Below are 22,385 nucleotides of genomic sequence, written 5' to 3'. Positions count from 1 at the left end.
CTTATATGGTTTTACGAGCATAAGAAAGTTTGTTTTACAGCGCTCGCATGTACCGTAAAGCACATCGTTACTTTTTTGATTAATTTTTTCACCCCTGTATTCATCCACAAATTTGAATGTTAGCGGCAACTTATTTTTTTCTTCGATCTGGTATCTCATAAATATTCGGCTATAGCTTTATCTGCTGCATAATTACAAATGGATGTAACCCCTAAAAATTGGCCAACGGTATTTACCTCTAAAAAATAAAATTTATCTCCGCTTTTCATAAAATCTATTGAGCCACAGTTTACATCCAGTAACACCATTAATTGATGCGCTTTCTCTTCAATTTCAACTGGAAGATTGTATCTCACATTTCGGTTAGGCTTTGCGAGATTGTACTTTCTGAAATCGGTTTTGGTTTGCTCATCACTTTGCGACATTATTGCTGTAGAAAAGAACTTCCCGTTCAGATAAAAGCTCCTGATTTCGAAATCCTTCTCAATTTTTTCCTGAAAAAATGTGACAAAAAAACCATCTTCTTCTTTATGGTCTATTACGTTGGTGTACATAATACTTTCTGCATAATCTTTGTAACTATTTATGGTGATGTTTCCGGTTAAGGGCTTGATAATTGTCTTATCCAAAACCACGTCAGCCGTATTTTCAGCCAAATAATACGCCGGCACGTCCAGTCCTACTGTTTTTGCCTGCGCTAATACCAACAGCTTATTTACTGCAGTGTTACTTTGCTTATTGATGTGTTTTTTAGATTCAATTTTTTTAATTACATAATCCTGCAGCCAATGTTGGTGCTCCTGCATGTGGATATCTACAGACGGGTTATCATATTGGAAATTTTTAAATTTTAATCCGCCTCTTCTGTACCAAACGCTGTTTATTTCATCGATGTAAAAACAGTTTCTCTGGCTTTCAATATAGATGCGTTTTTCTTTCGCTTTTATCTCAAACACTTCATCTTCATGCACCCGGATGAATTTTTTGTCCATTGCTAAAAGCCATTTTATAACTTCATTAGTGGTCGTTTCCTGCTTCCTGGATATAATTAGAATCATCTTTATTTTCTTAAGCCGTGAATGTTTTTGATATGGGCGCCCAATTAAAGGAAGGCAACCCATACCTTTTTTTAATGACCGTGATTAAATGGAATTTTTGCCTGAATAGATCGGCGAAATTACATTTACACAGATTCTAGTAATTATGAACTGGTTCTCCAGGTGCAAGATGGCGGATCTCCCTGTAAAGATATCCACCCGTACCATTTTCGCCCGAATAGTGGTCATATTCTACACATCCCTCTCCAACGAAGACATTAGATTGAATAGAAGTATAGCCGCCTAACAGCCTACCTCCATTGATTGCCGACAGATCAGTAAGTTTTTTGTTCTCAAGAGAAGAGAAATCTTTTTTTGTTCCTTTTAAATTTTTCATTTTATTGGTTTTAATTGTAAGTAAAATCCCAAATGCTTTTGTTTGGGTTTAATGTGTTTTTTCGGAATCGAAGCCTTCCGTTTTTTTGGCTGTGCCAATTGGTTCCGCTAGGCGTTTCCTATATCAGATCCTGAGGCAGCCTGTTGGCATGTTCTTCCAATATACTTGCCACCATTGCTTTCGTATGAGTCGTATTCGACAGCTTCACTCGGGTATTGGCTTGGACAGGCAAAATTTGATCTGATAAGATATAAGCCACCTTGTATAGTGCTTAAATCCCGGAGTTTTTTGTTTTCTAATGAAGAAAGGCCCTTCTTCATCCCTTTTAAATTTTTCATTTTTAATTTTTAATTGATTAGGTAAACTCGCCAACATACCCTGGCGTTTGGGCTTTGTTAATTTAAAATTCGATACAAACCGAAGGGATTACAAGGCCCAGTTGATATGCGATGGGTTTGAGCATCTTTTCGTTAATGTTGCACACATATTCGTAAAATGGTTAGCTGAGTGGAGGCATTCAGACTTAACAATTTGGGATAATAATGAACTGTGGGTCTTGTTGGCCCATCAGGCAACGCTTTTTATTTTCGACTATAAGGTGTTGGATGGGCTTAGGCAGACCATACTTATACTTAACCTCACAACATTACTCTTCGGGTTAGACTTTAATACTCCTGGTTCTGTTTTCAGATAAATGCTCAATCCATGCAGATATAGAATGAAACCCAACAGATATTTACCTGCTGTTTTTTTTGGAGGTTACTATTTATACTTTTAAGGATTAATTAAAAGCAATTCAGTTAATGAGGAATCCCAGCGTCAGAACTTTAGTTATCCTTTGCTCAATTTGCAGTTTTCTGATGATTTCATCCTGCAGGAATAAGGAAAACAGCAATAAAACAGAAGCAAAGTCTGTTATAAAGCCAGTTATACAAACAGATTATTTATCCCTTATTATATCTTTCGATACCTTATCCTCAGCGCGGGTAAAAAAGATAATCTATTCGGAAGAAAGCTTATTAAGCCAAAACCCCGATAAGGAATCAAATCCCTATTATCATTATTTTAAGGCAAAAAAATACAATTATGCAAAAAAAAGGGACAGCGCTGTAGCGGAATATGAGAAGATGAAAGGCGAAAAGCCAAATGATGAAATTGAGTTTCTAAAAACAGATGCCATTTTAACGCGAAAAATGGCAAGCGGATCGATGGTAGAATCTGCATTGATGAGTCAGATTTTTACTGCATTAGAAAAAGCAGAGCAGGTACACAGCCGTTTAACCTACCGCTTTTATGATTTAGTGGCGCAGGCTTATTTTCAAAACGATAACGAAAAAAAATCAATCGAATATTCTGCTATTTACTTCAAAAATCATCCTTTTAAAACACATCCGGCAATTAAACAGCGCTATTTCGACATTTCGTTTCTGCTCGCATTCAGGTTGTACGATTTTAAGAAGATGGCATTTTATAATACCCAGGCCCGAAAACTGGCCCAACAGGTTGGAGATAGCATGGCTATAGCCCGTACCTACGATAACGAGGCACAGATTTACAGCAAACAATTGCAAACGGCCAAAGCGCTAAGCTGTAGTAAAATCTATTTCAATTACCTTAAAAAGATCAATAACCTGAACGATATTGCTTACAATAACCTCGCAACGGCATTTTATCAGGATCATCAGCCCGATTCTGCCATCAAATATTTTAAAGAAGGGAATGTATTAGACAAACTTTCGACGCCAGGTAAGCAAAAAGATATTTATTATAATGGCCTGCGTGACGCTTATAAAATGAAGGGAGATTATAAACATGCCCTTGAAGCAGCAGATTCTGCCTATTCTATTGAGTTACGCAATTATCAGGCAATAGAAGCCGTTAAGGTGGCGGAAATACATGAAAAATATGAAACAGAAAAAAAAGACCGGAATATTGCAGTATTAAATGGCCGTAATAAACTGAACGAAACCATTATTAAGCAGCAACGCTGGACACTTTTTTTAGCTATGTTTATTTTTTTGGGTTTAGTTTCTTTCTTTTATACTTTCTACCGTCAGCAGCGTTTAAGAGCGAAAAACAAACTGCTTAAATCAGAAAACCAGCGGTTAAACGTAGAACAGAAAATGCTGCAGGCGCAATTAAATCCACATTTTATCTTCAATGCCATTGCAAATTTACAAAGTCTGATTGCCTCGGGATATACTGAGAAGTCTGTGTGTTACCTCAGATCTTTTTCGGAGTTATTGCGCAGTACACTGGAGCAAAACAGAAAAGATTTTATCGAAATTGACGAAGAAATTGCTTCGCTAAACAATTATCTCCGATTGCAGCAAATGCGTTATGCCGATATTTTCGACTATAAAATTATAGTTGACGATGAATTGAATCTAAACGATACGCTAATTCCGCCCATGCTTGTTCAGCCCTTTGTAGAAAATGCCATTGAACATGGTTTTAGAAATATAGCGTATAAGGGCTTACTAGCCATATCTTTCAAAATTAAAGACGATTTGCTGGCAATCGAAATAGATGATAACGGAAGTGGACTAGGCGCAAAACCTAACGAAAACCCAAAGAAACAATCGCTTGCCCAGGTAATTTTAAAAGAAAGGATTGACCTGCTTTTTACGGCTAACAGACAACAAGCTGAGTTTACAGTAAAAGATAAAGGAGGTAACAGGGCTACAGGTGTAACTGTTAAAATACTGATACCGATTATAAATGATTAATTACGTTGCAATGAAACTTTATATTTTAGAAGACGAAAACCTGATTTTACAGCATATTTTACAAATTGTTAAAAATATTGATTATCTGGAGGTTGTGGGTACTTCAGGAGAAACTGCTCTCGCTAAGAAAGAAATTCCGGTTTTAAAGCCAGATATTATCCTGGCAGACATCCGCTTAAAAGATGGTGATAGTTTCCAGTTGTTTGATGAAATAGGCGTTACCGATTTTCAGGTTATTTTTTTAACGGCTTACGATCAGTATGCTATCCAGGCGCTTAATTTAGGTGCTTTTGGTTACCTGCTTAAACCCATTGATGAAGGATCATTAACTACACATTTAAACAAATGTTACCACCATCGTGAACAGGAAATTTTAGGACAGCAACAACTTGCCATTGCCAAAGAACATTACCTGGCGCAAGGCATGGCAGCCACTAAACGAATTGCATTAAAAAGCCTGGAATATATAGAAGTGGTATCAATTGAAGACATCCTGTATTGCAAAAGCGATAAAGGTTACACCACATTTTACTTAAATAACGGGAGCGAAATACTGGTTTCGAAAGGCTTAAAAGACTACGAAAGCCTGCTTACCCCATTTGGTTTTTTAAGATGCCACCAATCCTACCTGGTTAATTTTAAATATGTAAAAAAATATTACAGGGAAGGTTACCTACAGATGGAAAACAGGGAGCACATACTCGTTTCCAGCAGAAAAAAGGAAGAAGTGCTGAGGTATCTGGAAAATATCGCCTAGCAGCTGTGCCTTTTATTGGTTATTAATATTTTACCTGCAATCTGCCGCATGCCCATAGGCTGCCGTGTTTTTTGGTGATAAAAACGGAATACCAAGATCTGCCGACCGCATCACCAGCAAGGTACCCATCAGAAGCATCATCCAGGGAATGAGTTTGCTGGTGTTAAAACTGATGTACCTTTTCAGAAAGATGCCGCCCAGCGAAATCATAAGCATTAAGGGCGTTGTTCCAAGTCCGAAAAGAAACATAAAAGCAGCACCAGATTTTACACTACCAGTATTAAGTGCCGTGGCAAGTGCAAGGTAAACCATACCACAGGGGATAATTCCATTGAGCATCCCGGCAAACAACCCCCAGAGTTTTAAATTAAATACCTTTCCCATTAACTTGCTCAATGGATTTACAGCCTTTAACTGGAGCATTGATAATCTGCTTTTATATCTTTTACTAAATTGCAGTATCGTAAACACAATCAATACCGAACCAATGATGATACTTAATGTTTTCTGATCGCTGAATATGCGTACGCTGTTTCCTAATGTGCCGGCTAACAAACCTAGAAAAGTATAAACCGAAATTCTGCCCAATTGGTAAAGCAACAGCTGAAAAGCACCCTGAATAAAATTCTGCTTCCGAAATGGCATTCCAAGCATAATCGGTCCGCACATTACCGCACAGTGCAGGCTTCCGAAAAGCCCCATTAAAAATGCGAGTGGGAAGAAATCCATCACAGGATAATATTATTTTTAAACAAATAATCTTTACCTGAAGAATGCCATTGGAGATTTAAAAACCACATTCCCCTGGCCATTTTAGTTCTGCCGACCAGGATAAGGTGGTTGCTGCCAGTTGTATTTCCTTTCAGTTTTACATCATCAGCACTGTTGGCAGGCCGCATCAATACCAGTTCGTATGTTGCACTGTCTTTTACCTGGATTACAATCTGTGTTTTGGTAATGGTAATTTTAGGCTTTGCATCATCATTTAATACATTCTGTTTGGCATTGTATTCTGCATTATAGTTAATCCCCTTTTCATAGTAATTCTCTTCAATCAGGGCATCCCTACCGTGCACGTAGAACATGTAAATGACCATTGTTACAATAAACATCATAAATGCAAGCATTCCCAATACTATTTTTGTTCCCCAGTTCATATTTTTTTTTAGTTTTGAAGGAGTGATTGTTTAAGGGCAAATCGCATATTCTATCATTCATTCTCTCATTCAATCATTAATCCCCCTCTGCTTGTGCGAAAAAGCTTGTAGTAGCTGTACTTAAAACCTGCCCGTCAGCTATTACTTCAAAAACGGCTTCTGTTTTATATTTTTTAATAGCATTATTTTTTCTGATCAGAAAGAAAGTGAGGTGTACGGTACCTTCTTTGGGCAAAGCTGCAGCTTTTTGGATAAAATCAATTTCATCGTTACCATCCTGTGACCTGAAAGTAAATTTGATGGTTTTATTGGTTTTATTTACCAATTCTGCATTATAAAGGTTACTGGTTTTATCTGTTCCCCTGCTTTGATATAAAGTACCACTGGCCCTCAAAACAGTAGTTTGTACGTTTTCTCTTTTATAAATAAGCGAAGAGAAAACCATTAATACCAGCAACAAAACCGCAGCATAACCGTAAGATTTTAAACCGATTTTGTAAGGCTTCCGCGCTGCAATAAAATCCTGGTTAAAAAAGCCGATCAGGTTTTTAGGTTTGCCTGTTTTAAGCATCACTTCGTTACAAACGTCTATGCAGGCCGTACAATTTACACATTCGGGTTGTGTTCCTTCACGAATATCAATCCCTGTAGGACAAACCTGTACGCATAGTGCACAATCAATACAATCGCCTGTTTTTTGACTAGTTAAATTTCGCTGCAAATGCCCCCTGGGTTCGCCTCTGGTAAAATCGTAAGCAACAACAAGGCTCTGGTTATCGAGCAAAACGCCTTGAAGCCGGCCATAAGGACAAATTACCGTACACACCACCTCGCGCACATAGGCAAATACACCATAAAAAATGAAGGTAAACAGCCAGATGGATATAAAACCAGAAACATGGCTGGTAACAGGTTCGGTGATGATGTTAAGCAACGCATCCGAACCGATCATATAAGCCAGAAAGGTATTGGCAATGGCAAAAGATATCACCAGGAAAATGAAATGTTTGCTTCCTTTTTTCCATATCTTTTCGGTGTTCCAGGGCCCGGCATCCAGTTTCTTTTGTTTACTGGCATCACCCTCAATCCAGTACTCTATCCTGCGGAAAACCATCTCCATAAAAATGGTCTGCGGACAAGCCCATCCACACCATAACCTGCCCAGCACCACGGTAAAACAGACGATGAATATGATAAAAATAAGCATCGCCAATGCGAAAAGATAAAAATCCTGCGGGGTAAAAATCAGTCCAAAAAAAACAAATTTTCTTTCAATAAAATTCAACAGTACCCATTGCTCGCCATTGAGTTTTAAAAACGGACAGGAAAACAAAAACAATAGCAGCGCATAACTTACCCATTTCCGGTAGGTGTACAAAGTACCCGATGGCTTTTTAGGATAGATAAAATTTCTGCCCTTGCCCCTATTTTCCGTTTTATTTTTCGCTAACATCAGTTTTGTTTACACTATCCTTCGCTGCTTTCATTTCGTTGTTTTTTACATCTTTCGCCTCATATTTTTCGCCCTGAGGTGCTTTAGCTCCGGCAGGATTACTACCTTTTAACGAAAGGATGAAATTAGCAACCGCACTGATCTGTTTAGGGTTCAGGTTTTTCTCCCAACTGATCATCCCTTTTTCAGGAACGCCATATTTAATGGTTTTAAACACATTATGAATGCCTCCACCATGCAGCCAGTAATCGTCGGTTAGGTTAGGGCCAATTATCCCCTGGGCTTTATCGCCATGGCAAACCACACAATTGGTATTAAAAATGGTCTTCCCGTCTGCGAGTACCTCTGGCGTGTTATCCAGTTTCACCGAGTTTTCATCAATCGTATTGGCCGATTTTTCGAGGTAGGCCGCCTTTTCTACCTGCGCTTTAGCCATTTCATTTTCGTATTCTTTATCCTGCAGATCACCATAACCACCTATGTGGTAATAAAAAAGGTAACCTGCGGCGAAAATCATTGTACCAAAAAACAGGAAGTTAAACCAGGCCGGCACCGGGTTGTTCAGCTCTTTAATGCCATCATAGGCATGATCAATCACCAGGTTTTTTTCTTCTTCGAGGGGTTTTAAACCCAATAATTTCGCCCAGACAGAAGGTTTCACCGTTTTCTGTTTTAACCAGCTGTCGTAATCAGGCACTTCCTCTTTTACCGGTTTGCTGTATGGAGTTGGGTTTAACTGTTCCTGATACATTACCTTAAATGCATGAAGCAGCGTTACCGAAACAAAAAGCAGCACCAGGGCAAAAAGCAAAAGCAGTAAAATGAGTATTTCTGATTGGTTAAGTCCTAATCCAGGCTGAGCAGGTGTAATCACTTCCGGGGCTTTCATATCCGCAGCAAATGCTGTTGCTGATAAAAACAACGACAATAACAACAGTTTAATCTTCTTCATATGCATGGGTTTCATTTTGTTGGAAAGGAATTTCGCTCATGGTTTTAATATGGCTTTTGCTTAATTTGAAGAGGTAAACCCCAACAATTACAAAAAACACCATGAACATAAGCAGAGAAGTAACGAGGTATATTTCGCCACCGGCTAAATCTTTAATCTGATTGAACATATTTTTATTGATTTGAAGGAATGGTTTCTTTATTGGCTTTAATATCAGTACCCAATCGTTGCAGGTAAGCAATAATGGCCACAATTTCACGATCGCTTTTAACCTTGATGTTGTTCTGCTTTAGGTCTAATGCAATTTTTTCGGCCTGTATTTTTAAGTCCTCATTGGCTTGTTTGTCATATCCATCGGGATATGGAACGCCTAGGGTTTGCATGGCCCTGATTTTGCTGGCTGTGGTGGTGATATCCAGTTTCTGCTCAATGAGCCATGGATATGGTGGCATAATGCTTCCCGGCGACATGGAAGTAGGATCTACCAGGTGATTATAATGCCAGGCGTCCGAATACTTTCCTCCTACGCGGTGAAGATCGGGCCCGGTACGTTTGCTACCCCATAAAAACGGGTGATCGTATACAAATTCCCCAGCCTTGCTGTACTCTCCATAACGTTCTGTTTCGGAGCGGAAAGGTCGCACGGTTTGTGAATGGCAGTTTACACAACCTTCTCTGATGTACAAATCCCTGCCCTGCAGCTCGAGCGCGGAGTATGGTTTTACGCTTGTAATAGTAGGCACGTTAGATTGGATGGTAAAAGTTGGCATCATTTCTACCATGCCCCCAATGAGGATAATAATGAGCGACAGCACCATAAATTTCATAGGTTTACGTTCCAATACCCTGTGCCAAGCTTTATCGGCAGGACTACTATCTACCACAATCTTAGTTAAAGGCATTGCCTCAGCAGACTCATTTGCTACAAGTTTGGCCCCCATCATGGTTTTGGCCAGGTTATAAGTCATTACAATTACCCCGGTTAAATAGAGTGAACCACCAACTGAACGTAAAACGTGCATTGGGATAATCTGTAGCGTAGTAGTTAAAAAATTAGGGTATTTTAATAAACCTTCGGGTGTAAACTCTTTCCACATCAAGCCTTGGGTAAAACCTGCCCAATACATCGGGATGGCATAAAAAAGGATCCCCAAAGTACCGATCCAAAAGTGGAAACCTGCCAGTTTTTTAGAGTAAAGTGCTGTTTTATAAATACGTGGGATTAACCAGTACAATACACCGAAGGTTAAAAAACCGTTCCAGCCTAAAGCACCAACGTGTACATGGGCTACAATCCAATCGGTAAAATGCGCCACGCCGTTTATTTGTTTTAATGATAATAAAGGACCCTCGAAAGTGGCCATACCATAGGCGGTAAGGGCCACCACCATAAACTTAAGGGTAACATCTTCTCTTACTTTATCCCAGGCCCCGCGAAGGGTTAACAATCCGTTAATCATACCGCCCCAGCTTGGTGCAATCAGCATAATGGAGAAAGCAACACCTAAAGATTGTGCCCAGCCGGGCAATGAGGTATATAATAAATGGTGAGGACCTGCCCAGATATAAATAAAAATGAGCGACCAAAAGTGCAGGATACTCAGCTTATAAGAATAAACAGGTCGGCCCGCCATTTTAGGCAAGAAATAATACATCATGCCCAGGTAAGGCGTGGTGAGGAAAAAGGCAACCGCATTGTGCCCATACCACCATTGCACCAGGGCATCCTGCACCCCTGCATACACATAATAACTTTTCATAAAAGAAATGGGTAGCTCGAAAGAGTTTACAATGTGCAGTACGGCTATGGTTACGAAAGTGGCGATGTAAAACCAGATGGCTACATAGAGATGACGCTCTCTCCTTTTAATAATGGTACCGAACATGTTAACGCCAAAAACTACCCATATCAGTGTAATGGCAATATCAATTGGCCATTCCAGCTCTGCATATTCGTGTGAGGTGGTAAAACCAAGCGGAAGGGTAATTACAGCCGATAAAATAATGAGTTGCCAGCCCCAGAAATGGATTTTGCTGAGGATATCGCTAAACATCCTGGCTTTAAGCAAACGTTGGAGGGAATAATAAACGCCCATAAAGATCGCATTGCCTACAAAGGCAAAAATTACGGCATTGGTATGTAAGGGCCTGATCCTGCCGAAGGTGGTGTACTGACTGCCCATATTCATTGCCGGTTTAAAAAGCTGCATGGCGGCCAGCAATCCAACCGTCATCCCTATAATTCCCCAAACCAGGGTGGCAATGCCAAAGTTTCTGACAATTTTGTTATCGTAAGTAAATTTTTCTAGCTGCATCATAGAAGCGGAATTTTGTATGTTTTGTATACCAAAGGTATCCCGCAGTCCAGAGATAAAGGATGATGGTGGTTAGCTGGAAAAGTGATCTTCTTCACTTTTTTCCCTAATCACCTCATCATCGAACAATACACGGATGCCTGGGGTATGCACATCATCGTTTTGTCCGGTTTTATAGGCCCAAAAGAAAGCACCCAGAAAAATGAGTGCCATTAAAACGCTGCAGCCAACCAAAAAGTAAAGGATATTCATATCAGTTTATTTTTACGGGCAAACCAACGGGTAGCCAGCGTGGTAAATAAAATAATGGTAACGGTACTAATGGGCATCAGCACTGCGGCCACCAAAGGGTAGAGTGTGCCCTGTACAGCATAATAAACACCAATGCAGTTATAGGCGATGGCAATGGCAAAACTTATTTTAATCACTTTGAGTCCGTTTTTGCTGAGCTGGATAAAATTTGGCAGAAAATTTAGTGCCCCTCCATGCAAAATGGCATCACAACCTGGGGTAAAATTATTGATGTTATCCGTTAGTGCTATTCCAAAATTGCTTTGTTTCAAAGCCCCGGCATCATTTAAGCCATCTCCCAGCATCATTACTTTATTTCCACTTTCCTGAAGTGCTAAAACCGCACCGAGTTTTTGGTGGGGTTTCTGACGGAAGTTAATGGTAGCATTAGCAGGAAAAATGGTTGTTAACATGCACCGGTCTTTATCGGTATCGCCTGATAATACCTGCAGGTTAAATTTCGAGAGTTTCGAAACCAGCTGCGCCAATCCGGGCCTCCATTGCTGTTTGATATCAAAGCTCCCTTTATAAATGTGGTCGATAACAATATGCACCCCAGTTTCGCTGGCTGTTTTTATGGTTAGAGGCAGCATAGATAAATGCCCAGCATAAATATTATAACCGTTTATTTTGGCAGATAAACCTTTGCCCACTAATTCTTTATATTCGTTAAGTGAATAAAACCTTTCAACGTTTAAAGCCTTTAAAATTTGCCGGCTTAAGGGATGGGTGGAGTTGCGCAACAATGAGGCAATTAAAATTTCCTCTTCATTCGTCAGTGTTCCGTCAAAGGAGATTTCTGCATTTTCGCTAGTGGTTAACGTACCCGTTTTATCAAAAATCAGGGTATCGCATTTGGCCAGCTCTTCTACCGCATCGGTATTTTTTACATAAAATCCTTTTTTATCAAAAACAGATAAGATGGCCGATAGCGTAAATGGTGTACTTAAAGCCAGTACGCAGGGGCAGGCCACAATGATTACCGCGGTAAATGCCGACCAGGCCTTATGGCTATCATGCTGAAACAACCAATAAGCGGTGGCCGAAAATGCGATCAAAAAAACGCCGAGACTGAAATATTTTGCCACTGAATCATTAAAATTCTGTTTTTCGATGTTGTTTTTATAATGTTCATTGTTCCATAGTCCGGTAAGGTAGCTCTGCGAAACCGGTTTAATTACTTCGAGTTCTATAGCTTCGGTGGTTTGCCTCCCTCCCGCGTAAATGATTTCGCCCAGCACTTTATGTATAGGATCTGATTCGCCGGTTACAAAACTCATATCTACCCAGGCATCTCCTTTCATTAAAATGGCATCTGCAGGTACCAGCTCTCCATTCCTGATCCATAACCTGTCACCTATTTTGATGTCGTTTATTGGCATGGGTTTTTCTTTACCATACTGCAATGTGCTTACTGCAATCGGAAAGTACGAACGGTAATCGCGGTCGAAAGAAATATGATGATAAGTGCGCTGTTTGAGCCATTTACCCATCAGGAGTAAAAAAACCAGACCTGTTAACGTATCTGCAAAACCTGGGCCCGCGGCAAAAATCACCTCAAATGCGGTACGTAAAAACAATACGGCAATAATCAGTGCCAAAGGGGTATCTAAATTGATATGTTTGTGTTTAATGCTGGTGATGGCGGAGGTAAAATAATCGCGACCGCAATAAAAAGCAGCGGGAATGGAAAAGGCAAGGTTTAACCAGCCAAAGAGCGACTGAAACTGTTTCTCAAAACCTGATAAACCAAAATATTCCGGAAAACTGAATAACATTACGTTGCCCATGCAGAACCCTGCGACAGCAATTTTTAGCACCAGGTTTTTATCTACTGACCGGTTATGTTCTTTTACTACATCCTGTAGGCTGATTAAAGGTTCGTAACCAATCTGGTTTAAGGTTTGCACCAGTTGTTTTAACGAAATTTCTTCATGATTGAACTGTATAGTGACCTGTTTTTTCAGGAAATCGATGCGTGAACTGAAGATAGCGGGATTGATTTTATAAAGATGTTCCAGCAACCAGATACAAGAGCTGCAATGAATTGCCGGCACATAAAAAGTGATAATACTAGCGTTATTATGTTTATAATCTATCAGCTGATCGATTATTTTCGGATCATCCAGATATTCTAAACGGCTTTCATTTTTTAACTGCTGCCCGGGATTATTGTTGTACACATAATAATTGCAGAGGTTGTTGGCTGAAAGGATTTTGAAAACAGCCATACAACCTGCACAGCAAAAATCTTTATCTTCTGTCTGGTATTTTACCCTGGGCAAATCTTCTCCACAGTGATAGCAAATGGCTTTGGTTGTGGTTTTGTTTTGATCTTCCATAGCAATCCTTTCTTAAATTGATGAGCTGAATAATTGGGTTTTGGGCTGTTTTAGCCATAATTTTTCGTCGAGCGCCATGCAAATATTTCTCAGAAATGATTTTCCTTTTGCGGTAATCCTGATTTCTTTTTCGTTTACCCAGATGAGTTTATCCTGCAACAATGGCAACAGTCTGCCATATACCTCATCCGGTATCCCTTCTTTGTAGGTGGTATTAGCCTTGCACATGATATTGAGAATATGCTTTCTCACGTCTAAGTCTTCATCGGTAAGAAAATGACCTTTTTCTACAGGCCATAATTTCTGTGCTATCTTTTCCAGATAGGCCTCTACTGTTTTAGGGTTCTGTGCAAAGGCAGTCCAGCTATCACTGATGGAAGAAACTCCTAACCCAATAAGTAAATGGGTATGTTGACTGGTATAACCCATAAAATTCCGATGGAGCTGATTTGCAGCCATCGACTGGAACAAAAGGTCGCTTTTCATTGCGAAATGATCCATGCCCACATCTTCATAACCGGCTCCGGTAAGCAACTGCCTTCCCAATTGGTAAAGGGCAAATTTTTCATCCCCTGCTGGAATATCTTTTTCGGTATAATGCCGTTGTCCGGGTTTTAGCCATGGAACATGTGCGTAACTGTAAAAGGCAATCCGGTCGGGCCGCATGGCAATTACATCGTTTATGGTATGTTTAAGTCCTAAAATGGTTTGACCAGGCAGCCCATATATCAAATCAAAATTGATAGAAGTATAACCGATTCCCCTTGCTGCTGTGGTAATATCAGCCACTTGTGCCGGGCTTTGAAAGCGGTTGATCAAAAACTGTACTTTGGGATCAAAATCCTGTATCCCTAAACTTAATCGCTTAAAACCGAGTTGATAAAGGCTTGTTAAATGCGCCTGGGTAGTGTTGGCAGGGTGTGCTTCAAAAGAAAGTTCGGCATTTGGAGCCAATGTTGCATGCTGCAAAATACCGTTAATGAGCATTTCGAGATTTTCTGCGCTAAAAAAAGTTGGCGTTCCGCCACCCAGATGCAGTTCTTTTAATTTCGGCTTCTCTCTTAAAACATCTGCATACATTTTCCATTCGGCAAGTACGGCAAGGATATAGGGCACTTCTACCGAGTGGTTTTTAGTGATGCGGGTGTTACAACCACAATAGGTACACAGGTTTTCGCAAAATGGAAGGTGGATGTATAAACTAATGCCCTCGTCTTTATGGCTTACATAGGTATTGGCTACATTGGCCAACCAGCCATTTGTAGTGAAATTTTCGACATCCCAGTAAGGAACCGTTGGATAACTGGTGTAACGCGGAGCAGCAACGTTATATTTTTTAAGCAATTCAGCACTTTCCATTATTTCAGGTTTTTTGCGGTGTTACATTCACGCTGACAACAACAGGCTTTACCTACACATTTGCCCGCCGCCCATTGATCGAGGTTTTTGATTACCTGCTCCATTCTTGCTTTTGGATCGGGTTGATCAGAAGCCAAAGGAACATTTGCAACCTTCATACCAGCGAGCCCGGCAGCATTAAGGTCGAGGTGATCTGTTTGTGAAGATGAGGTTGCAATATACTTGATACCCAATGCTTTTAAGCCCAAAATCATAGCACCACTTAGCTCATCGTTATTAAAAACCAAAAGGGCTTCTTTACCGGTTGCAAATGAAAGTGTGTCTGCCGTTAAGCTGTTCGCAATTATGGTTATATCGTGTTTTTTATAATTGGCGAGTACCAACCATTCCTTTTCATCGGGTTTAATGTTGTAAGCTATAGCTTTCATATATGGAATTTATAGATACAAAACTATCATGCTGAACAGCTGTAACAGATGAGCCTGCTTAGAATAAAAAATGATTCTTATTACATTTTTTAGTTTGGGGTTGGGAGTTCATGGTCTCGAGTCGACTTACCAATGAACTAATGATTAATGAACTAATGAACAATTCTCCACACAAACGTTTGCGTTTATTCAAAAAAGGCACGCAAACCAACATGCAACAAACTACTAATCAGATAGTTTAAAAGCCATACTTAAAAAAATTAACGTTTTAATCTGGATTAATACTACATAAAACTACAAGCTTCGCAAAATCTGTATTGCGCAAAAAGAAGCCGCCTTTCTTTCTTCCAGATGCATCTATATTAAGCAAACGTTTGCGCTGAAAATCTTAATTTTTTATCAACTGTTAGTCGTTAACTTGAGTTCTGGTTAGGGCAAATATCCGTTGTTTTTATTGGACTAATCGATTGGGTAGTGGCTATATAGCAGTTAAAAACCGGTAGTAGAAATGAGGCTGGGTTAAGCAAAACCGCAATTACAAAACGGTAAAATGGTATGCAACTTAATTATTAACAACCATATACTAACCAAAATCAAAAAAATGAAAAAAACAGCTTCATTTGCCTCAGGCCTGCTCTTATTGCTAAGCCTGTATTCGTGTAAAAAGAGTGAAACCCTTGAGGAAACAGAGACATTAAAAGTTAAAAATGCCATCGCAGTTACCGAAAGTTTGGGTGGTACCTCCTTAAATGTTGGTTTAGGCGGAAATGCTTACACCGCCGGTACCGGCGGTTTAATTAATGATACTGGTTTACACAACTGGACATCAGCCAGTACCATTACCAGCGTATGGTTTCGTTTAGGACTTACCGGCAGTTTAACCGTAGCGGTAAAAGGCACCGTACCTTCGGGAAGCAGCAACATTAAAGTAAGCATTAATGGAACCGTATTTAATAAAACCATTACCGGTACCACTGCCACCACAACTACCATTGGTACGGTAAATATCACAGCAGCAGGATACGTGCGGGTAGATATTCAGGGTGTGAGTAAAACGGGAAGTTACTTTGGCGATATTTCTGACCTGGTCATCAGCGGACCTGCAGTGGCCTCCAATGTGCAATATGCCAATACAGTAGCCGATTACTATTGGTCGCGGAGAGGCCCATCGTGCCACTTAAATTATACGGTACCATCAGGCACAGAATGGTTTTACAGCGAGCTGACTGTACCCAGCGGACAGGATAAAATAGGCTCTTATTTCATGGCCGATGGTTTTAGCGGAGGGTACTTTGGCATGCAGGTTAACTCTGCTACCGAAAGAAGGGTTTTATTTTCGGTATGGGATCCATCAACCGGGAGTACAACTTTGGTAAGGAAAGGAACTGATATCACCTCTAATGGTTTTGGCGGCGAAGGTACTGGCGGACAATCTTATCTCTTATTTAACTGGGTAGCGGGTACCACCTACAAATTCCTATTACAGGGCAAACCTGATGGTGCGGGCGGATCAGATTATACAGCCTGGTTTTATGCACCCGAAAATGGCGCATGGAAGATCATAGCTCAATGGAAACGCCCAAATACAACGGCCTATTTAACTGGAATGTATTCGTTTATAGAGAACTTCAACCCGGAGCAGGGCTATCTGCAAAGAAGTTGTAACTACGGTAATCAATGGTACAAAACCAGTAGTGGCAGTTGGACAGAGGTTACCAATGCCAGTTTTAGCTACGATGCCACGGCATCTGCTGAACAACGTATGGATTACCAGGGAGGCGTTACCGGCAATAGTTTTTACCTGAAAAATGGAGGTTTCTTTGCTACTTATACGGCCTATGGAACCGCTTTAAGCAGAACCGCCAGCGGCACAGCGCCAAGCGTTAATTTAACCACTTTACCATAAAAAAAACCTATCCCGGGTAGTGTAAAGCATTGCCTGGGATAGGTTTTTTTGAGTCCATAGTCCATAGTCCTGAGTCGAATGAGCAATGAACTAATGAACCAATCCATTACTGTTTAATATTCTTAAGTTTCTCTAAAGAAAGTATATTAATGGCGTTCCCGGTTTTATCGATGAGTTTTTCATCTTTAAAATCAGCGAGCATCCTGCTTACGGTCTCACTGGCTGTACCTACAAGTGCTGCCAAATCATCTCTCGATATCCTGATGGTGCAACTATCAGCAGTACCGTCACCAAATTTTGTTGCCACCTGCAGCAAGGCTTCTGCCACCCGTTTTCTAACCGATGAATAGGCCAGCTGAAGCATTTGCCTGCCTTTATCGCGCACATTTCCTGATAGTAAACCAATAAATATTTTAGATACCGCCTGGTGACTGAGCAGGTATTCCATAAAATCTGCTTTGGGGATATGGATAATTTCTGATTCGGTTAAGGTTGCTGCATTTTCTGCATAAAGCTCACCATTGCATAAACTTTCGTAACCAAAAAAATCGCCGTCGTGGTAAAGGCCCGAAGAAAGTTCGCGGCCATCTTTAAAACGTTTGTAAGTTTTTACCTGTCCTTTGGTAACGTAATAGAGGTGTGTTGGCTCATCGCCTTCAATATAAATTACCTGCTTGCTGTTTACTGTACGCGGTTTACCTTTTTTGCGTAATTCTTCGATCACGACTTCGCCACTGCTTTCTATGGAACTAAACCCTGTAGCTTGTTGTTTTTTCTTAAACCGGCTTTCTATCGCTTTAAAAAGTTCTGTATCATCGAATGGTTTGGTGAGGTAATCATCAGCACCCATTTCCATCCCTTTTCTCATATCGGCCCGCTCTGTTTTTGCGGTAATAAAAATAAAGGGGATGTTAACGGTTTTAGGATTTTTATTCAACAGGTACAAAACACCATATCCATCCAGTTCGGGCATCATAATATCGCATAAAATCACATCCGGCAGATGATTGATAGCCATTTCTACCCCAATTTTTCCGTGTTTAGCGGTAAAGGTTTTATAACCGGCCAAATCAAGCACCTCAGCGGTACTTTCTCTTATATCATCATTATCTTCAATAATTAAGACTTTTTTGTTCATAGAATGAAGCTTAAAAAATTAAGGTTATTTTTTAAATGGAAAGCTTAGGATAAACACGGTACCCGCATGTTGCTCGCTGTTGCAGCTTACTGTGCCATTCATCAGGCCAACGTATCTTTTTACAATGTTGAGGCCAAGGCCTGTACCCGGAATATCGCCGGTATTGTGTGCCCTGAAAAATGGCTCAAACAGGTTACCCTGATCGGCCTCGGGGATACCAATCCCATTGTCTTTCACCTCCAGAACCAGTTCATCATCCTTTAAAATGGAACTAAACTGGATGAGTGTATCCTCACCAGAGTATTTTATCGAATTGGAAATCAAGTTGATGATACAATTTTTTAACAGATTAGGATCGAGATATACCTGGGCGGTAGTTCCGGTATGCTCGTAAATAATGTGCTGGTTCTGTTTGGTCATCATCTGCATTTCTTCAGTTATTTCTTCAGCAAAGCTGATGATATTAAACAGTTGTGCCGAGGCTTCTACTTTTCCGGCTTCCAGTTTCTCGAGCGAAAGGAAGTCGTTCAGGATGGTAGTGAGGTTATTAATCGAGTTTTTAATTTTCTGAGTATGTTTTTCTACACTCGCTACATCCTGTTTGGTGGTATATTTATCAATTAGCGATGCAGATAACTGGATTGAACTTAAAGGTGTTCTAAACTCGTGCGAAGCCATGGAAACAAACCTTGTTTTGAGCTGGTTGAGTTCCTTTTCCTTTTGAAAAAGTGCCCTCATATTTTCTTTGGCCATCTCCAGTTCGGATACCAGTTTAACCAGGTCCCGGGTACGCTCTTTAATCTTAACCTCCAGTTTTTCGGTATAACTTTTAATCTGTTCTTCGCTGGCTTTTTCTTTGCTTAAATCGTGGATAAAACCAGTGTAGATTTTACGGTCGCTAAACTTAATTTCGCTCACGCCCAGCCTGAATGGAAACACGGAACCATCCTTACGTTTGCCCGAAACCTCTCTCCCGATGCCGATAATGTGTTTTTGCCCGGTATGTTCATATCTCGACAGGTATCCATCATGGCGCGATTGGTCTGGTTCTGGCATTAAAACCGAAATATTCTTCCCCACCAGTTCCTCCTTTTCGTAGCCGAAAAGCTCAAGAGCAGCAGGGTTTAAATGTTCTATCAACCCGCGGTCATCAATGGTAATAATGCCATCAATAGCGTTTTCAATAATTGCATCCAAAAATTTCGACCTATCCATTATGCTTTAAGTATATCGCTGTAAAGATAAAAAAAGTTATTACCGATGTTTTCTTATCCAACAATCAGTGCCTCGAGCCTATTTTCTGAACTTGCCAGCTGTTCATATACATTTCTTAATTCATCAGCTGCCTGATCGGTGATTCCGTTAAAAAGATTTTTATAATAACCGATTCCTTCAACCAGTTGCTGTTTAAATCCATTTAACTGTTTCATCTTTTTATCGCTAAAATTCCGTAGCTGGTGTTTGATATCTTCCTGCAGGTAATCGATATAAAGGTTAAGTTCTTTGATAAAAACGTGTGGCCTTTCTACGCGCTCCAACAGGTTAATTTTTCCATAAATGTGGCCAACCATGTCATCAAATGAATATACATCAGAAAAATAGGCCAGGTTTGGTCCCGGGCAAATGGCTACAGCAGAATTTTCTTTCGGTTTAAGGATATTATATTTTAAGTATGTAGATGAGCAAAGTCCTTCGCAAAGGCAAACCTTTTGCGTAACCACATCAAATTGTTTCTGGTATTCTTCAACCGGCAGGCCGGCTATTTTAAGGCTTTTAATTTTTAGGTATTGATATTCGCGTGAAGCGGTGCAGATGGCCTGTTCGGTAAACTCGGTATTGTTGCAAAGGTATTTTTTGGTACAGGGACTTCCAGGCCTCCCCTTTTCCATCCGTTCGGTACGCTGGTTTTCTATTGTGCTGTTTTTAAAATTATTAAAACGGATGCCCAATGGCGAGGAGTTGCTTAAATAAAAATCGCTCTCTTTCGCATCAGCCAAACGGGCCAGCGTAGCAGCATCAACATTGGTCACTTCGGGTACCAATAAAAAAGGACTTCCCCAGCCTGCCCCGTCAAGGTGGTAATGTTTGAGTAGAAATTGATGTTCAGCGGCAGTTCCTATGCCTCCTTGTGCTGTAATTCGTTGTACGGGCTGTTTTATAACAGGAATTTCTTTTTGCAACAGTGCCAACTCGTATACTTTAAAAAGCTCGAGGTACATATCGCCTTTTTTAGCTTTAAATTCTTCGAGGATTGGCCCAAGCAAATAGCCTTCTGTAGCAAATGCGTGGCCACCACAATTTAAACCAGATTCTATCCTGAATTCTGACACCCATAGTCCTTTTTTGGCTAAAAATTTCGCCTGAATCAATGCAGACCTGAAATCGCTCACCTTTAAAATAATTTTCTTTTTCAGATCTCCTTTTTCACCCGGAAAAAAATCTGCAAAATTTTCCATGTAGCTGTATAATTTTGGATTCATGCCTGCAGAAAGTACCACCGAAGCGCAGAGTTTGCTTTCTGCAAAACCCCGTAAGGCAGCTAATGCATCGGTATTGATATCGCCCGAATATTCGCCATCCACGTAGTTCATCTTATCTACCTTTGCCATAATGTTAACATCAATCGATCCCACTCGCATGGCGTTTTTCAATACATCTTTAAATGTTTGTTTGGCTTCTCCTTCCGGATACTCCATCATCAGCTCGTAACCGTGTTTTAACTTTGAATGATCCGGCAAAAGTTCGAAATAACGGCAAATGTCGCTGCCTTTGGTAAAATCTTGATGTTTTAAGGCTTTAAAATCTTCGGTGATACATTGAGATAAAAAGTTGAGGTATGCAGTAATACGCCTGCTACGGCTTTCGTTTTCACTTTTTAAAATTGGTTCGAAAAAAACTGACCTGTTTTTTGAGTGATATGCCCGCATACGTTCTACAAGCTCATCATCAACAATAGAAAGTACAGAAGAAATGCCATACCTGGCAACTTTTAGTGGTGTATCAATGGAATAACCGAGGCCCAAAACAGGAATATGGAATGAATGTGGCATTGTATTTCGTTATGTAAAGCAACTTTCGGTATGCTGAAAGGCTAAATAATTTATAACGCAAAACTACCCTGGTTTAATTGATGTAGTGATGATACACGTCAAACCAAAAAATGATCAGGATCATTTTTTTTTGCCATTGTTGAGTTGATTATTTCTTCGTAGTCTTAGCTGCCACCAACTTAAGGAATCGGGCAAAATCGTCAGTAACAGTTGTTGGTTTAAAATTGATTTTTTTGGGCGATTCGTTAAAAAGCAAACTATACCAGATTAAACCGCCTAAATACTTTCCGGCATCGTTGGCATGATTGGGATCAAATCCCAGTTCCTGTTTATTCCAGAAATAACCAACATTGATTGAATTGTTTTGGTTAGGTAGGTTTGGTTCAACCGGATGTTCGAAATCGAAATTTGTATCTTTTTTATACCCGTATTTTTTATTGGTCGCAACCATTTCGAATGCATCTCCAACAGGCAAAATCCTTGCATTAAACTGTTTAGCGAGATGATGGTAAGCCACACGGGATTTTTGCCACATTTCCTGCTGGTTTTGAGCCAGTTGCTCGTGATCAATTCTTCCAAATTTCTTTGCATCAGCACGGTAGGCCCAGGTTTGATGAATAACAATTTCTGCCTTCGGCTGAAGTTTCCGGATATAATTAACAAGTTTTTGTGCGTAGGGATTGTAGCTCGATGAATCGCCAGAAAGATAGGAATACTGCTGAATGGTAACCACATCCCAGGTACCTGTAGATAGTAACATTTTTAGCGATTTACCCCCGTAAGGTTTCCCTTTGGCATCGGTTGAATCCTTTTCGTATTTTTCTACATAACTCCAATGTTGTTCTAACGAGTGTCCGCCCAGTTCTGCCCTGCCAATAACTAAGGTTTTACCTTTTTCTTTAGCCATTTGAGGCAAAAAAGTGGTCGCATTTTGCGAAAAGCTGTTTCCAATCACAAATAAACGTAAGGTATTTTGATCGGCCAGGCCAAAAGCATTTAAGCTAAGAACCAACAGAAAAAATAGTAATCGGCTACTTTTAAACTTTAAGAAGTGTTGCTTTTTCATCGTCTGTT

20 protein-coding genes are annotated in these 22,385 nt (G+C 40.2%); 3 read left to right on the top strand and 17 right to left on the bottom strand.

The window, feature by feature from the left end; all coding sequences use genetic code 11:
* Nucleotides 1-155 precede the first annotated feature (155 nt).
* The 3 genes from gwsG to R2R28_RS25665 all read right to left on the bottom strand — a co-directional run bounded on the left by gwsG (nt 156) and on the right by R2R28_RS25665 (nt 1,772).
* Complete coding sequence (gene gwsG, locus R2R28_RS25675; protein ID WP_316828512.1) at nt 156-1,058, bottom strand: grasp-with-spasm system ATP-grasp peptide maturase; 903 nt, start codon at nt 1,056-1,058, stop codon at nt 156-158.
* Nucleotides 1,059-1,194: 136 nt separating this feature from the next.
* A complete protein-coding gene (locus R2R28_RS25670) occupies nt 1,195-1,434 on the bottom strand; it encodes a TIGR04139 family peptide modification target (RefSeq protein WP_316828511.1) in 240 nt (79 codons plus the stop codon).
* Between the two features lie 107 nt (nt 1,435-1,541).
* Nucleotides 1,542-1,772: a hypothetical protein gene (locus R2R28_RS25665; RefSeq protein WP_316828510.1), complete on the bottom strand. Its 231-nt coding sequence runs from the start codon at nt 1,770-1,772 to the stop codon at nt 1,542-1,544.
* Between the two features lie 522 nt (nt 1,773-2,294).
* Between R2R28_RS25665 and R2R28_RS25660 the strand changes: the two genes are divergently transcribed.
* Nucleotides 2,295-4,163, top strand: coding sequence for a histidine kinase (locus R2R28_RS25660; RefSeq protein ID WP_316828509.1), 1,869 nt, complete (start codon nt 2,295-2,297; stop codon nt 4,161-4,163).
* Between the two features lie 10 nt (nt 4,164-4,173).
* Nucleotides 4,174-4,920, top strand: a complete 747-nt coding sequence (locus tag R2R28_RS25655) for a LytTR family DNA-binding domain-containing protein (RefSeq protein ID WP_316828508.1) — start codon at nt 4,174-4,176, stop codon at nt 4,918-4,920.
* 30 nt (nt 4,921-4,950) lie between these two features.
* Here the strand turns inward: R2R28_RS25655 and R2R28_RS25650 are convergent, their stop codons facing one another.
* The 10 genes from R2R28_RS25650 to R2R28_RS25605 form a co-directional block, all read right to left on the bottom strand.
* The gene (locus tag R2R28_RS25650) at nt 4,951-5,649 is read right to left on the bottom strand and encodes a sulfite exporter TauE/SafE family protein (protein WP_316828507.1); all 699 of its coding nucleotides are present in this window, start codon (nt 5,647-5,649) and stop codon (nt 4,951-4,953) included.
* Nucleotides 5,649-6,077, bottom strand: a complete 429-nt coding sequence (locus tag R2R28_RS25645; protein WP_316828506.1) for a FixH family protein — start codon at nt 6,075-6,077, stop codon at nt 5,649-5,651. The genes R2R28_RS25650 and R2R28_RS25645 overlap by 1 nt, the downstream gene beginning before the upstream one ends.
* 76 nt (nt 6,078-6,153) lie before the next feature.
* Nucleotides 6,154-7,530 carry a cytochrome c oxidase accessory protein CcoG gene (gene ccoG / locus R2R28_RS25640; protein WP_316828505.1) on the bottom strand — a complete coding sequence of 459 codons (1,377 nt, stop codon included), beginning with the start codon at nt 7,528-7,530 and terminating at the stop codon, nt 6,154-6,156.
* Nucleotides 7,514-8,482: a cbb3-type cytochrome c oxidase N-terminal domain-containing protein gene (locus R2R28_RS25635; protein ID WP_316828504.1), complete on the bottom strand. Its 969-nt coding sequence runs from the start codon at nt 8,480-8,482 to the stop codon at nt 7,514-7,516. The genes ccoG and R2R28_RS25635 overlap by 17 nt, the downstream gene beginning before the upstream one ends.
* The gene (locus R2R28_RS25630; RefSeq protein ID WP_316828503.1) at nt 8,469-8,651 is read right to left on the bottom strand and encodes a hypothetical protein; all 183 of its coding nucleotides are present in this window, start codon (nt 8,649-8,651) and stop codon (nt 8,469-8,471) included. The genes R2R28_RS25635 and R2R28_RS25630 overlap by 14 nt, the downstream gene beginning before the upstream one ends.
* Before the next feature lie 4 nt (nt 8,652-8,655).
* Nucleotides 8,656-10,797: a cytochrome-c oxidase, cbb3-type subunit I gene (gene ccoN, locus R2R28_RS25625; RefSeq protein WP_316828553.1), complete on the bottom strand. Its 2,142-nt coding sequence runs from the start codon at nt 10,795-10,797 to the stop codon at nt 8,656-8,658.
* A 72-nt stretch (nt 10,798-10,869) separates the two neighbouring features.
* Complete coding sequence (gene ccoS / locus R2R28_RS25620; protein ID WP_316828502.1) at nt 10,870-11,049, bottom strand: cbb3-type cytochrome oxidase assembly protein CcoS; 180 nt, start codon at nt 11,047-11,049, stop codon at nt 10,870-10,872.
* Nucleotides 11,046-13,430: a heavy metal translocating P-type ATPase gene (locus R2R28_RS25615; RefSeq protein ID WP_316828501.1), complete on the bottom strand. Its 2,385-nt coding sequence runs from the start codon at nt 13,428-13,430 to the stop codon at nt 11,046-11,048. The genes ccoS and R2R28_RS25615 overlap by 4 nt, the downstream gene beginning before the upstream one ends.
* Nucleotides 13,431-13,442: 12 nt before the next feature.
* Nucleotides 13,443-14,789, bottom strand: a complete 1,347-nt coding sequence (hemN, locus tag R2R28_RS25610) for an oxygen-independent coproporphyrinogen III oxidase (protein WP_316828500.1) — start codon at nt 14,787-14,789, stop codon at nt 13,443-13,445.
* Nucleotides 14,789-15,217, bottom strand: a complete 429-nt coding sequence (locus R2R28_RS25605) for a lactate dehydrogenase (protein ID WP_316828499.1) — start codon at nt 15,215-15,217, stop codon at nt 14,789-14,791. The genes hemN and R2R28_RS25605 overlap by 1 nt, the downstream gene beginning before the upstream one ends.
* Before the next feature lie 601 nt (nt 15,218-15,818).
* On the opposite strand from R2R28_RS25605, the gene R2R28_RS25600 reads away from it, so the two are divergent.
* Nucleotides 15,819-17,123: a DUF3472 domain-containing protein gene (locus R2R28_RS25600; protein ID WP_316828498.1), complete on the top strand. Its 1,305-nt coding sequence runs from the start codon at nt 15,819-15,821 to the stop codon at nt 17,121-17,123.
* 106 nt (nt 17,124-17,229) lie between these two features.
* On the opposite strand, the gene R2R28_RS25595 is transcribed toward R2R28_RS25600, so the two are convergent.
* The 4 genes from R2R28_RS25595 to R2R28_RS25580 all read right to left on the bottom strand — a co-directional run bounded on the left by R2R28_RS25595 (nt 17,230) and on the right by R2R28_RS25580 (nt 22,377).
* Nucleotides 17,230-18,261: a response regulator gene (locus R2R28_RS25595; RefSeq protein ID WP_316828497.1), complete on the bottom strand. Its 1,032-nt coding sequence runs from the start codon at nt 18,259-18,261 to the stop codon at nt 17,230-17,232.
* A 24-nt stretch (nt 18,262-18,285) separates the two neighbouring features.
* Nucleotides 18,286-19,476, bottom strand: a complete 1,191-nt coding sequence (locus tag R2R28_RS25590) for a PAS domain-containing sensor histidine kinase (RefSeq protein WP_316828496.1) — start codon at nt 19,474-19,476, stop codon at nt 18,286-18,288.
* A 53-nt stretch (nt 19,477-19,529) separates the two neighbouring features.
* A complete protein-coding gene (locus R2R28_RS25585) occupies nt 19,530-21,311 on the bottom strand; it encodes a hypothetical protein (protein WP_316828495.1) in 1,782 nt (593 codons plus the stop codon).
* Between the two features lie 148 nt (nt 21,312-21,459).
* On the bottom strand, nt 21,460-22,377 hold the full coding sequence (locus R2R28_RS25580) for a DUF4886 domain-containing protein (protein WP_316828494.1): 918 nt from the start codon (nt 22,375-22,377) through the stop codon (nt 21,460-21,462).
* Nucleotides 22,378-22,385: the final 8 nt, after the last annotated feature.

Origin of the sequence: Pedobacter miscanthi, assembly GCF_032678605.1 — a bacterium.
GTDB lineage: Bacteria > Bacteroidota > Bacteroidia > Sphingobacteriales > Sphingobacteriaceae > Pedobacter > Pedobacter miscanthi_A.
Note: the sequence above shows the minus strand (reverse complement) of the source record. Positions and strands in the feature narration are given on the sequence as shown.